Origin of the sequence: Enterobacter sp. MGH 33, assembly GCF_000534535.1 — a bacterium.
Classification (GTDB): Bacteria; Pseudomonadota; Gammaproteobacteria; order Enterobacterales; family Enterobacteriaceae; genus Enterobacter; species Enterobacter hormaechei_C.
Genome location: NZ_KI973212.1, coordinates 4,744,777 through 4,758,632 on the forward strand (window position 1 = coordinate 4,744,777; position 13,856 = coordinate 4,758,632).

At 57.9% G+C, this 13,856-nt stretch carries 9 protein-coding genes; 2 read left to right on the forward strand and 7 right to left on the reverse strand.

What is annotated here, in order from left to right; genetic code table 11:
- Window positions 1–65: 65 nt before the first annotated feature.
- From glgP to asd, 6 genes are all read right to left on the reverse strand, one after another.
- Window positions 66–2,513 (reverse strand): glycogen phosphorylase, encoded by a 2,448-nt coding sequence (gene glgP, locus L379_RS01890; protein ID WP_015571454.1) that lies wholly within the window; start codon window positions 2,511–2,513, stop codon window positions 66–68.
- An 18-nt stretch (window positions 2,514–2,531) separates the two neighbouring features.
- A complete protein-coding gene (gene glgA, locus L379_RS01885) occupies window positions 2,532–3,965 on the reverse strand; it encodes a glycogen synthase GlgA (RefSeq protein WP_017384140.1) in 1,434 nt (477 codons plus the stop codon).
- The gene (glgC, locus tag L379_RS01880; RefSeq protein ID WP_017384139.1) at window positions 3,965–5,260 is read right to left on the reverse strand and encodes a glucose-1-phosphate adenylyltransferase; all 1,296 of its coding nucleotides are present in this window, start codon (window positions 5,258–5,260) and stop codon (window positions 3,965–3,967) included. The genes glgA and glgC overlap by 1 nt, the downstream gene beginning before the upstream one ends.
- Window positions 5,261–5,277: 17 nt before the next feature.
- Window positions 5,278–7,251, reverse strand: coding sequence for a glycogen debranching protein GlgX (glgX, locus tag L379_RS01875; RefSeq protein WP_017384138.1), 1,974 nt, complete (start codon window positions 7,249–7,251; stop codon window positions 5,278–5,280).
- Window positions 7,248–9,434, reverse strand: a complete 2,187-nt coding sequence (gene glgB, locus L379_RS01870; protein WP_023304556.1) for a 1,4-alpha-glucan branching enzyme — start codon at window positions 9,432–9,434, stop codon at window positions 7,248–7,250. Before glgB ends, glgX begins: the two co-directional genes overlap by 4 nt.
- Window positions 9,435–9,673: 239 nt before the next feature.
- A complete protein-coding gene (gene asd / locus L379_RS01865; protein WP_032655368.1) occupies window positions 9,674–10,777 on the reverse strand; it encodes an aspartate-semialdehyde dehydrogenase in 1,104 nt (367 codons plus the stop codon).
- A 178-nt stretch (window positions 10,778–10,955) separates the two neighbouring features.
- On the opposite strand from asd, the gene yhgN reads away from it, so the two are divergent.
- Window positions 10,956–11,549 (forward strand): NAAT family transporter YhgN, encoded by a 594-nt coding sequence (yhgN, locus tag L379_RS01860; protein WP_003861574.1) that lies wholly within the window; start codon window positions 10,956–10,958, stop codon window positions 11,547–11,549.
- Between the two features lie 365 nt (window positions 11,550–11,914).
- Window positions 11,915–12,361 (forward strand): hypothetical protein, encoded by a 447-nt coding sequence (locus tag L379_RS01855; RefSeq protein WP_032655370.1) that lies wholly within the window; start codon window positions 11,915–11,917, stop codon window positions 12,359–12,361.
- Between the two features lie 153 nt (window positions 12,362–12,514).
- On the opposite strand, the gene gntU is transcribed toward L379_RS01855, so the two are convergent.
- Window positions 12,515–13,855: a gluconate transporter gene (gene gntU / locus L379_RS01850; protein WP_017693851.1), complete on the reverse strand. Its 1,341-nt coding sequence runs from the start codon at window positions 13,853–13,855 to the stop codon at window positions 12,515–12,517.
- Window position 13,856 lies beyond the last annotated feature (1 nt).

Sequence of the window (13,856 nt, forward strand, 5' to 3'; positions counted from 1 at the left end):
CTCCGCCTTACCCGGCCTACTCGATCCCGTAGGCCCGGTAAGCGCAGCGCCACCGGGCTTTGTTTTTACAACCGCACCGGATCAATATGCCAGATATTCTCGGCATACTCTTTGATGGTTCTGTCCGACGAGAAGTATCCCATGTTGGCGATGTTATGCATCGCGGCGCTGGTCCACTTCTCCTGCTGACGGTACAGTTCGTCCACCTTATCCTGACAATCCACGTAGCTGCGGTAATCCGCCAGCACCTGATAGTGATCGCCAAAGTTAATCAGCGAGTCCACCAGATCGCGATAGCGTCCGGGCTCCTCAGGGTTAAACACGCCGGTGGCGATTTGCGTCAGCACCTGGCGTAACTCGTCATCCTCTTCATAATACTCACGCGGCGAGTAGCCCTGCTTGCGCAGCGCCTCCACCTCTTCCGCCGTATTCCCGAAAATAAAGATATTCTCCGCGCCCACATGCTCCAGCATTTCGACATTTGCGCCGTCCAGCGTGCCGATAGTCAGCGCGCCGTTCAGGGCAAACTTCATGTTACTGGTGCCGGATGCTTCCGTCCCCGCCGTGGAAATCTGCTCAGAGAGATCCGCCGCCGGAATAATCAGCTGCGCCAGGCTTACGCTGTAGTTCGGGATAAACACGACCTTCAGCTTATCGCCAATGTCCGGATCGTGATTCACCACCTTCGCCACATCGTTGATGAGATGAATGATGTGCTTCGCCATGTAGTACGCGGACGCCGCCTTACCGGCAAAGATTTTCACGCGCGGCACCCACTCCGCCGTCGGGTCAGCCTTAATGCGGTTGTAGTGGGTAATAACGTGCAGGACATTCATCAGCTGACGCTTGTACTCGTGGATACGTTTGATCTGCACGTCGAACAGCGCTTTCGGGTTCGCCACCACGTTCAGATGCATCGCCAGCCAGACCGCCAGACGCTTCTTGTTCAGCAGCTTGGCTTCCCGTACCGCTTTATTCACCGTCGGGAAATCAATGTGCTGCTCCAGCTCGCTCAGCTGGCTCAAATCGGTGCGCCAGGTGCGGCCAATGTTCTCATCCAGAACATCGGAGAGCGGCTGGTTCGCCAGCGCCAGCCAGCGGCGCGGGGTGACGCCGTTGGTCACGTTGCAGAAACGCGTCGGGAAGATCTTCGCAAAGTCCGCAAACAGGGACTGCACCATCAGGTTCGAGTGCAGCTCTGACACGCCGTTCACCTTGTGGCTGATCACCACCGCCAGCCAGGCCATGCGTACGCGACGCCCGTTGGATTCATCAATGATCGAGGCGCGGCTCAGCAGACCGGTATCGTTCGGGTACTGCTCCTGCAAGGTCTTGAGGAAGTAGTCGTTGATCTCGAAGATGATTTGCAGATGGCGCGGCAGAATTTTGCCGAGCATATCCACCGGCCACGTCTCCAGCGCTTCACTCATCAGCGTATGGTTGGTGTACGAGAACACCTGGCAGGTTACTTCAAACGCGTCATCCCAGCTGAACTTATGCTCGTCAATCAGCAGGCGCATCAGCTCAGGGATCGACAGCACCGGATGGGTATCGTTAAGGTGAATGGCGGTTTTTTCCGCCAGATTCGCATAGGTTTTGTGCAGCTGATAGTGACGGCTAAGGATATCCTGAATCGTTGCCGAGACGAGGAAATACTCCTGACGCAGGCGCAGCTCGCGGCCTGAGTAGGTCGAGTCATCCGGATACAGGACGCGTGACACATTCTCGGAGTGGTTTTTATCTTCCACCGCCGCGAAGTAGTCACCCTGGTTGAATTTACCCAGGTTGATCTCGCTACTGGCCTGCGCGTTCCACAGGCGCAGCGTATTGGTCGCATCGGTGTCGTAGCCGGGGATGATCTGGTCATAGGCCACGGCGAGGATCTCCTCGGTTTCCACCCAGCGGGATTTTTTCCCTTCCTGCTGAATACGCCCGCCAAAACGCACCTTGTAGCGCGTGTTGTGGCGCTTGAACTCCCACGGGTTACCGTACTCCAGCCAGTAGTCTGGAGACTCTTTCTGACGACCATCCACGATGTTCTGCTTGAACATACCGTAGTCGTAGCGAATACCGTAGCCGCGCCCCGGCAGCGCCAGCGTCGCCAGTGAATCGAGGAAACAGGCGGCAAGACGCCCGAGACCACCGTTACCCAGCCCCGGGTCGTTCTCTTCGTCAATCAGCTCTTCTAAATCCAGCCCCATCTCTTCCAGTGCGTTTTTGACGTCGTCATAAATCCCGAGCGATAACAGCGCATTGGAGAGGGTGCGACCAATCAGAAACTCCATCGACAGGTAATACACCTGTCGCGTCTCCTGCGAAAGCTGGGCGCGGTTGGAGCGCAGCCAGCGTTCGACCATACGGTCACGCACCGCAAACAGCGTGGCGTTCAGCCACTCATGTTTGTTGGCAATAACGGGATCTTTCCCAATGGTAAACATCAGCTTATAGGCGATGGAGTGTTTCAACGCCTCAACGCTGAGCGTGGGGGAAGAGTAGCTAAATGGAGCATTCATATCAGTAACTTCGCCTCGTTACATCAAGCGTTGATAAAGGTCGCGGTAGGACTGCGCCGCAACATGCCAGCCAAAGTCCATGGACATCGCCTGACGTTGTACGTAACGCCACAGGGATGGACGGGACCACAAGACGAAAGCACGCCGGATCGCCCGAAGCAGCGACCAGGCATTACTGTCCTCGAAAACAAACCCGCTGGCGATACCGTCCGCCAGGTTTTCCAGGGAGCTGTCAGACACCGTATCCGCCAGCCCGCCCGTGCGGCGTACCAGCGGCAACGTGCCGTATTTCAGACCATAGAGCTGCGTCAGGCCGCAGGGCTCGAAGCGGCTCGGCACCAGAATCACGTCCGCGCCGCCCATGATGCGGTGCGAGAACGCTTCGTGATAGCCAATCTGCACGCCCACCTGCCCCGGATGTTCCGCCGCGGCCGCAAGGAAACCTTCCTGCAATACCGGGTCGCCCGCGCCGAGCAGCGCCAGCTGGCCGCCCTGCTCCAGTAATCCCGGCAGCGCTTCCAGCACCAGATCCAGCCCTTTCTGGCTGGTCAGGCGGCTGACCACCGCAAACAGCGGCACCTTGTCGTTGACCTTCAGCCCCATCGCAATCTGTAGCTGGCGCTTGTTCTCCGCTTTGTCCTCCACGGAGTCGCGACCATAGCGCGCCGCCAGCAGGAGGTCCGTTTCCGGATTCCAGATCTGTTCATCCACGCCGTTCAGAATGCCCGACAGGCGACCTTCACGGTGGCGCTGTTGCAGCAGCCCTTCCATACCGTAACCGAACTCCGGCTGGGTAATTTCCCGCGCGTAGGTTGGGCTGACCGCCGTGATGTGGTCGGCGTAGTACAGACCGGCCTTCAGGAACGAAATCTGTCCGTTAAACTCCAGTCCGTGCATGTTAAAGAACGACCATGGCAGATCGATGTCATTCATATGATGCGCGTAATACATGCCCTGATACGCCAGGTTGTGCACCGTAAACACCGATTTGGCCGGGTGCCCCTTCGCCGCCAGATACGCAGGAGCCAGCCCCGCATGCCAGTCATGCGCGTGCACCACGTTCGGACGCCAGAACGGATCCAGTCCGACGGCCATTTCCGCCCCCACCCAGCCGAGCAGGGCAAAGCGCATCACGTTATCGGTATAGGCGTACAGGTTGGTATCGTGATACGGGCTGCCGGGTCGATCGTATAAATGCGGGGCATCAATCAGGTAAATCCCTACGCCATTGTAATGTCCAAACAGCAGGGTGATACGTCCCGCGAAGGTCTCGCGACGGGTAACAACCTTTGCATCGGGAATACCGCGCCGGATATCCGGAAAAGCGGGCAACAACACGCGGGTATCCACCCCTCCGGCGATTTGCGCCGCTGGTAATGCACCAAGAACATCCGCCAGGCCGCCCGTTTTTAACAACGGGAACATCTCAGAACATACGTGTAAAACCTGCATCATCGCTCCTGTTTGATTTGCAGCTTCCGCAACATTTCCCGTGTTACTAACACGATCCCCTCTTCCGAACGGTAGAAACGACGCGCATCTTCTTCCGCGTTTTCCCCAATCACCATCCCTTCGGGAATGATGCAGGCACGATCGATAACGCAGCGACGCAGACGACATGAGCGTCCTACCCAGACATCCGGCAGCAGAACTGCCGAATCGATATTACAGAATGAGTTTATACGCACGCGCGGGAACAGCACGGACTGCACCACCACCGAACCGGAGATAATGCAGCCGCCAGAGACCAGCGAGTTGAGCGTCATGCCGTGGCTGCCGGAGCGATCCTGAACGAACTTCGCCGGCGGCAACGATTCCATATGCGTGCGAATCGGCCAGTTCTGGTCGTACATATCCAGCTCAGGCGTGACGGACGCCAGATCGAGGTTGGCTTTCCAGTACGCTTCCAGCGTTCCCACATCGCGCCAGTAAGGCTCCGCATTCGGATCGGACTGCACGCAGGACAGCGGGAAGGGATGTGCATACGCCATGCCAGCTTTGGTGATTTTCGGGATGATGTCTTTACCGAAGTCGTGGCTGGAGTTTTCGTCTTTGTCGTCTTCTTCCAGCAGTTCATAAAGATAATCGGCATCAAAGACATAAATCCCCATGCTGGCGAGCGATTTGGTGTCGTCGCCCGGCATGGTTGGCGGGTTCGCCGGTTTTTCGACAAAGTCGATAATCTTGTCGTCGCCATCTACATGCATCACGCCAAACGCGGTTGCTTCCGCAACAGGCACCGGCAGACACGCCACGGTGCAGCGCGCCCCTTTTTCGACGTGGTCGATCAGCATGTGGGAGTAATCTTGCTTGTAGATGTGGTCCCCGGCGAGGATAACGATGTATTCCGCGCTGTAGCGACGAATGATGTCGAGGTTCTGGGTCACGGCATCCGCCGTGCCGCGGTACCAGTTCTCCCCGTGAACGCGCTGCTGCGCCGGGAGCAGATCGACAAACTCGTTCATCTCTTCGCTGAAGAATGACCAGCCGCGCTGAATGTGCTGCACCAGCGTGTGCGACTGATACTGGGTAATGACGCCAATACGGCGAATGCCTGAGTTCAGGCAGTTGGAAAGTGCAAAATCGATAATACGGAACTTACCACCAAAGTGAACGGCCGGTTTGGCGCGCTTGATGGTCAAATCTTTCAGACGGGTACCACGCCCGCCCGCGAGTATCAGGGCAACTGTTTTTAATGGTAGCTGGCGCGCCAACATTAACGGATCGTTCTTCTCTAATCTAACCATGACTAACTCCTTTTTTATCATCTTTGGAATACGCACACTCCGTGCGCAGGCCCGTGCCAGACAGCCATAACAACCGGATTATCCGCTCCGGCAAAGGGAGGAATGGCTCGCCATTCCCCGTCAGGTAAAACAATCTCTGCGACGTCATCCGTCGCGTTCAGCGTCACCAGCCACGCATCCGAAAGCAGGATTTGCAGACAGGGTATGCCGTGTTGCCACTCTTGCGCGCTTAACGGTTGCGCGTCTTTATTCAGCCAGCGAACGTTTCCGTCGCCCTCTTCCCACCAGCGGTCGGCGGTGAGCGCGGGGATGCGCTGGCGAAGATGGATCAGCGCCGCGGTGAAATGGGTCAGCCCGCTGTTCGCTTCTCCCCAGTCGAGCCAGGTCAGGGTGTTGTCCTGGCAATAGGCGTTGTTGTTGCCGTGCTGGCTGTGGCCGTGCTCATCGCCCGCCAGCAGCATCGGCGTGCCCTGCGACAACAAAAGCGTCGTCAGCAGCGCATGAACGCTGGCGCGTCGCCGCTCGATCACATCCAGACTTCCGCCTAACCCTTCTATACCATGGTTGAAGCTATGGTTATTGTTAGTCCCATCGCGATTCTCCTCGCCGTTTGCCTCATTGTGTTTCTGATTGAAACAAACGCAGTCGCGCAGCGTAAAACCGTCGTGTGCCGTCAGCAGGTTAATGGTGGCCGACGGACGTTTGCCGTCACGCTTGAAGAGATCGCTGGAGCCGGCAAAGCGACCGGCAAACTCCCCCAGCGACAGATCGCGCGTCAGCCAGAAGCGGCGGATGGCATCGCGGAAGTGGTCGTTCCACTCGGCAAACAGCGGCGGGAAATTCCCCACCTGATAACCGCCCTCTCCGATGTCCCAGGGCTCCGCGATCAGCTTAACCTTTGAGAGCACCGGGCAGTTTTTGATGGCCTCAAACAGCGGCGCCTGCTGGCTGAACGCCGGGGTGCGCCCCATCACCGGCGCCAGGTCGAAGCGAAAACCGTCCACGTGGAACGTCTCAACCCAGTATTTCAGGCACTCGTACGCGTAATGCGTAACGGCCGGATGACTGAGGTTGAGGGTGTTACCGCACCCGGTCCAGTTCTCGTAATCGCCGTCGTCCCTGATCCAATAATAGCTACGGTTATCGATTCCGCGCTGTGAGAGCGTCGGGCCGTCAAGATCGCTTTCCGCACTGTGGTTCAGCACCACGTCCAGAATGACCTCGATACCCGCCGCGTGAAGCGCCTTCACCGCATCGCGAAACTCATCCCGTGCCTTCTCCGGCTGCACCGCGTAGCGCGGGTCGAGGGCGAACATCGCCAGCGGGTTGTAGCCCCAGTAGTTGCTTAACCCAAGACGCTGTAGCCGCGGCTCGCTGGCGAAATGCGCCACGGGCAATAGCTCCAGCGCGGTGATCCCTAAGTGCTTCAGGTACGCGACCATCGTCGGATGCCCAAGCGCTTTGTAGGTGCCGCGCATCTCTTTAGGGATTGACGGGTGCAGATATGTCAGCCCTTTAACGTGAGCTTCATAAATAACGGTGTTGCCCCACGGCGTGCGCGGCGGGGCATCGTCTTCCCAGTCGTAGAGATCGTGCACCACCACGCTTTTGGGCGCGACGGGCGCGCTGTCGCGGTGGTCAGGTTCGCCGTAGCCAACGTGGAACAGCGAGTCATCTTTAAACTCACCGTCCACGCGGTGCGCGCACGGGTCAATCAGCAGCTTCGCCGGGTTAAACCAGTGCCCCTGAGAGGGCTCCCAGGGGCCGTGTACGCGAAAACCGTAGTGCATCCCCGGCCGTCCTCCGGCCAGGTAGCCATGCCAGGTATCCCCCGTGCGCGCCGGTAAATCGTAACGGTGCTCGTTACCTTCCCCGTCAAACACACAGAGTTCCACCCGCTCCGCATGGGCGGAAAAGAGCGTGAAGTTCACCCCCTTTCCGTCAAAACTCGCCCCGAGCGGTTCGGGTTTACCTGCCGTAAGCTGCGTCATTCACCCTCCCGCACCAGCCAGATTGTGCCAAGCGGCGGCAGCGTCAGGCTCAGGGAGTTCGGACGGCCGTGGCTTTCAATGGCATCGCTCTGCACCAGGCCACCGTTACCCGCGTTGCTGCCGTGGTAGTGCATGGAGTCGGTATTGAGAATTTCGCGCCATTTGCCCGGCTGGTTAATGCCGAAGCGGTAGTGTTCGCGCGGCACCGGCGTGAAGTTGCTGGCGACAATGATCTCGTTACCCGCCTTGTCGCGGCGCACAAAGACAAACACCGAGCGCTCGTGGTCGTCCACCACCAGCCACTCAAAGCCGTACGGATCGAAGTCCAGCTCGTGCAGCGCTTTGTGGTGGCGATAGGTCAGGTTCAGGTCACGGACCAGACGCTGTACGCCGTGGTGCCAGTTGTCCGCACCTTCCAGCAGATGCCAGTCAAGGCTGCTATCGTGGTTCCATTCGCGGCCCTGAGCGAACTCGTTGCCCATAAACAGCAGCTTTTTACCCGGGAAAGCAAACAGCCAGCCGTAGTAAGCGCGCAGGTTGGCAAACTTCTGCCATGGGTCGCCCGGCATGCGGTCGAGAATGGATTTCTTGCCGTGCACCACTTCATCGTGCGACAGCGGCAGCATGAAGTTTTCGGTGTAGTTATAGAGCAGCCCGAAGGTGAGCTTATCGTGGTGATACTGACGATAAACCGGGTCGAGCTTCATGTAGTCGAGCGTGTCGTGCATCCAGCCGAGGTTCCATTTGTACCAGAAGCCCAGACCACCCATTGCCGGTGGACGGGAAACGCCCGGGAAGTCGGTGGACTCTTCCGCCATGGTCACGGCGCCTTCCACCTGCTCGCCGATAATGCGGTTGGTGTTGCGCAGAAACTCAATCGCTTCGAGGTTTTCACGGCCGCCATACTCGTTCGGGATCCACTCCCCCTCTTTGCGGCTGTAGTCGCGGTAAATCATCGACGCCACCGCATCCACGCGCAGGGCATCAATGCCGAAGCGTTCGATCCAGTACAGCGCGTTCCCGACCAGGTAGTTCGATACTTCACGGCGACCGTAGTTGTAGATCAGCGTGTTCCAGTCCTGGTGATAGCCTTCGCGCGGGTCGCTGTGCTCGTACAGCTTTGTGCCGTCGAACTCTGCCAGCGCAAAATCATCCGACGGGAAGTGGCCCGGCACCCAGTCGAGGATCACGTTCAGCCCGGCGGCGTGCGCGGCATCGATGAAATAGCGGAAGTCATCGCGCGTGCCGAAGCGGCGCGTGGGCGCATACAGCCCGGTTGGCTGATAGCCCCAGCTGCCGTCAAATGGGTGTTCGTTGATCGGCAGCAGCTCCAGATGGGTAAAGCCCATCCATTTGGCGTACGGCACCAGCTGGTCCGCCAGCTCGCGATAGCTCAGCCAGAAGTTGTTATCGGTGTGGCGACGCCACGAGCCGAGATGCACTTCATAGACGGAGATTGGCGCATCAAAGCGGTTGGCCTGCTTGCGCTCCTCACTCTGGACAACCTTCTCCGGCAGGCCGCAAATCAGCGAGGCGGTATTCGGGCGTAGCTCTGCCTCAAAGGCGTACGGGTCAGATTTAATGCGCAGCTTGCCGTTGGCATCGATCATCTCGAATTTGTAGAGCTGACCGTTGTGCGCGCCGGGGATAAACAGCTCCCAGATGCCGGTTTCCCGGCGCAGACGCATGGGGTGACGACGACCGTCCCAGTAGTTGAACTGCCCGACGACGGAGACGCGCTGGGCGTTTGGCGCCCATACGGCAAAACGCGTGCCGGTGATACCGTCCATGGTATCTGCATGGGCACCCAGCGTTTCGTAGGGGCGTAAATGGGTCCCTTCGGACAGCAGCCAGGCGTCCATCTCTTTTAAGAGCGGGCCGAAGCTATAGGGATCGTCAATCAGGTTTTGCTGACCGTGCCAGATAACGGCAAGCTGATAACGAAAAGGATTTTTACGGCGGGGCATGACGCCCGAGAAGAAGCCACGCGAGTCGAGGCATTCCAGATTACCTACCTTGCGGCCGGTTTTGGGTTCGATAACCCACACTTCTGTTGCATCCGGTAACAGCGCCCGAACTTCCAGTCCGGCCTCTGTACGGTGCATCCCTAGCACAGAAAAGGGGTCGGCAAAGTGACCCGCAATAAGCGCATTAATCACGTCTCTCGAAATACGATCGGACATGGTGTTCATCCTGTTTTTTTATGTCGCCCTTTTTACGCGCTCCGGGACGACTTTTAATGTGACCTAAACGGTGCAGTTAATCCTCTCTGCTCCGCCCTACCCTCAGGTGAGAAATAAATCTTCCTTAAAGCATAGCCAACGTCGTGGGTCCTCCTGATAAAAAATAAGACATCTGCGTTTTACTCCATGTAGTACGCAAAAAAAGGGGGTGACAATCACCCCCCGTGTTTAACAAATTATTACGCCAGCTGGCGCAGCATACGGCGCAGCGGCTCGGCTGCACCCCACAGCAGCTGATCGCCAACGGTGAACGCGGAGAGGTACTCCGGCCCCATGTTCAGCTTGCGCAGACGACCAACCGGGGTGGTCAGCGTGCCGGTAACGGCTGCCGGGGTCAGTTCGCGCATGGTGATATCGCGATCGTTTGGCACCACTTTCGCCCACGGGTTGTGTGCGGCCAGCAGCTCTTCCACGGTCGGAATAGACACATCTTTTTTCAGTTTAATGGTGAAGGCCTGGCTGTGGCAGCGCAGCGCGCCGATACGCACGCACAGACCGTCAACCGGAATGGTGTTCGCGGTGCCGAGGATTTTGTTGGTCTCAGCCTGGCCCTTCCACTCTTCGCGGGTCTGGCCGTTATCCAGCTGTTTGTCGATCCACGGGATCAGGCCACCGGCCAGCGGTACGCCAAAGTTATCCACCGGCAGCTCGCCGCTGCGGGTGAGCTGAGTGACTTTACGCTCGATGTCGAGGATGGCGGACGCCGGGTCTGCCAGCTCGGCAGCGACGCTCTGGTGCAGCTGGCCCATCTGGGTCAGCAGCTCACGCATATGACGCGCGCCGCCGCCGGACGCCGCCTGGTAGGTCGCCACGGAGACCCACTCCACCAGATCCTGTGCGAACAGGCCGCCGAGGGACATCAGCATCAGGCTGACGGTGCAGTTACCGCCAACAAAGGTTTTCACGCCGTTGTTCAGGCCGTCGGTGATGACGCCCTGGTTAACCGGGTCAAGAATAATGATGGCATCGTCTTTCATGCGAAGCGAAGAGGCCGCATCAATCCAGTAGCCCTGCCAGCCGCTTTCACGCAGCTTCGGATAGATTTCGTTGGTATAATCGCCGCCCTGGCAGGTCACAATAATGTCGAGTGCCTTCAGCGCTTCCAGATCGTAAGCATCCTGCAACGTGACTGTGGTACCCCCAAAGGACGGTGCAGCCTGGCCGAGCTGGGAAGTGGAGAAGAAGACCGGGCGGATGGCGTCGAAATCGCGCTCTTCAACCATGCGTTGCATGAGTACAGAGCCGACCATACCGCGCCAGCCGATAAAACCAACGTTTTTCATAGCATTTTTTTCCTGCAAGGGGTGTGTGCTGATTGTGCAAGCCAGTATTGAACTGGGATATGCTTCACATTACAAAATGCTGCCAAAGTCGCAAGCGAAATTAATCGATGATTGCCCGGCAATCAGAAAAAGTGCTAATCATCGCAATGACCACAATAAGTATCAGGGATAATTTAAGATGAGTGAAATCATTTCCGCAGCGGTTTTATTGATCCTGATTATGGATCCGCTCGGTAATCTGCCGATCTTCATGTCAGTGCTGAAGCATACCGAGCCGAAGCGCCGCCGGGCGATCATGATCCGCGAGCTGCTCATCGCCCTGCTGGTGATGTTTATCTTCCTGTTCGCCGGTGAAAAAATCCTCGCTTTCCTGAACTTACGCGCCGAAACGGTCTCCATTTCCGGCGGGATCATTTTGTTCCTGATTGCTATTAAGATGATTTTCCCGAGCGCGGAGGGCAGCAGCAGCGGCCTGCCTGCGGGTGAAGAGCCGTTTATCGTGCCGCTGGCAATTCCGCTGGTCGCCGGGCCAACGATTCTGGCGACGCTGATGCTGCTGTCGCATCAGTATCCGAATCAGATGAGCCATCTGGTGATTGCCCTGCTGATCGCCTGGGGCGGGACGTTTATTATCCTGTTGCAGTCGTCGCTGTTCCTGCGCCTGCTGGGTGAGAAAGGGGTAAACGCCCTGGAGCGCCTGATGGGGCTGATTCTGGTGATGATGGCGACGCAGATGTTCCTGGACGGGATCCGGGCATGGATGAAAGGGTGAAGATGTAAAAAAGCCGGGTGGCGCTTGCGCTTACCCGGCCTACGGGACCTGATGCCTCTACCATTAAAAATATTCATTCGTTTTGCGAGCCGCCTTCCAGAGCCTCTCTTGCCACTCCGCCCCTAACGCAGTATCTTCTTGCCGCGCCTGCAAAATCAGGCGTCAGGGTTGGTCCCCTGTTATCCTCATCCGCGATGAATCTCTTTTTATCGCGCAGTCAGTTACACTTCAATGGTGGGCTGGACGGTGGCGCCGCAAGGCGCGCCGGTAGCTGATGAGGCCGGTAGGACCAACTCCGTTCAGTCCATCACCAGTGAGGTTGGTCCCTCCAAAGATGGTCAACTCAACTCATTAGAGGCTGTCTTATGACTACTCCCCCTAACTTTTCTCACACTTTATTTACTACCCCGTTCGATCACACTACCGATTTCACCGAACTGGCAGACAATTGCGAGCGATTCGTAGACGTGCTGGTTGAATGTGACGATTCAGCACAAAAGATGGCGCTATGCGGACGGCTTTCCGCCTGCCTCGCCCTGCTCCAGCCCACGCTGCTTGAACCTGTTCCGGAATATCTAAAAGCCAGCCTGACGGTGGATGACCTGCCGCTGGACGTGCCGGTCTTCGAGCCGGAAGTGGATCAGTTAGGACGGTATTGCCAGTTGCTAACGCAAATGCTGTTGGCTCGAACGCTCTCGGCGAGCGATGAAAGAGTCGCAGGAGATTTGTTGCAGGATTTAGTGGGGTTTTACAGTGATACGCTGAAAGCGCCGCGCTGGTTGCGCACAAAGGAAGGCATCGTGCCGCTGTAAAAAAGCCGGGTGGCGCTTGCGCTTACCCGGCCTACGGGACCTAAGTTTTTTGTAGGTCGGGTAAGGCGAAGCCGCCACCCGACAAAATACGCCCTCTGCGGCCTGATGCCCTCACCCCAGCCCTCTCCCACGGGGAGAGGGAGAAAACCGGGATTAGCTCAGCAGCGTAAACGCAATCATCCCGACAACCGCACCCGTCGTGCCGAGGATGGTTTCCATCAGCGTCCAGGTTTTAAGGGTTTGCGCTTCGGTTGCGCCGGTAAATTTACCGAACAGCCAGAAGCCCGCGTCGTTCACGTGAGAAACCACAATCGAGCCACCCGCGATACAGATAGAGAGCGCCGCCATCTGCGCACCGGAGTAGTTCAGCTGTTCAATCACCGGCATCACCAGACCCACGGCGGTTAAGCACGCTACGGTCGCGGAGCCCTGAATGATACGTACCGCCGCGGCCAGCACGAAACAGGTGACTGCAATCGGCAGCCCCATCCCGGTCAGCGCTTCGCCCAGCGCCGGACCAACGCCGGAATCCACCAGCACCTGCTTAAACACGCCGCCCGCCCCGATCACCAGCAGGATAATCCCCGCCGGTTGCAGCGCGGCACCACAGATCTCCATCACGCGGTCTTTCGGCATGCCCTGACGCATCGCCAGGCCGTAAATTGCTACCAGACACGCCACCAGGATCGCGGTGAACGGATGACCAATAAATTCGAACCATTCGTAAGCGGTTGACCCCACCGGCACAAAGCGCGCAGCGATGGTTTTCAGGCCCACCAGCACCAGCGGCAGCAGGATCAGCGACAGGCTGAAGCCGAAGGACGGCATTTTGCCCTCGCCCAGGTGCGGCTCGGAGATGTCATCCGGAATGTGCAGCTCAACGTAACGGCTGATGAAGTTGCCCCACAGCGGACCAGCGATAATCATCCCCGGAATTGCCGCGCACAGGCCAATCAGGATCATCCAGCCAAAGTCAGCATGCATCTGGGAGGCCAGCAGCATCGGCGCAGGCCCCGGCAGCAGGAACGCCGCCGCCGCCGCCACGCCCGCAAACAGCGGAATGACCAGCTTCACGAGGTTGGTACCAGTATGCCGCGCCATGGAGAACGCCACGCTAATCAGCAGCACAACGGCCACTTCAAAGAACAGCGGCAGCGCGCAAATCAGACCGGCCAGACCAATCGCGTAGTGCGCACGGCTGTGCCCGAAGGATTTCAGCATCTTGACCGCAATCTGATCGACCGCGCCCGTCTCGTGCAAAATCTTGCCAAACATCGCGCCCAGCGCCACCACAATGGCCAGGAAGCCGAGCGTGCCGCCCATCCCTTTTTCCATCGTCGCCGCGATTTTGTCGAGCGGCATGCCGGAAAAGAGACCGGCACCAATAGAAACCACCATCAAAGCCACAAAGGCGTGCATACGCGCCTTCATCACTAAAAACAGCAGCAGCAATACGGAGCCCACTGCTGTCAAAACTAGCGTTAATGTACTCAAA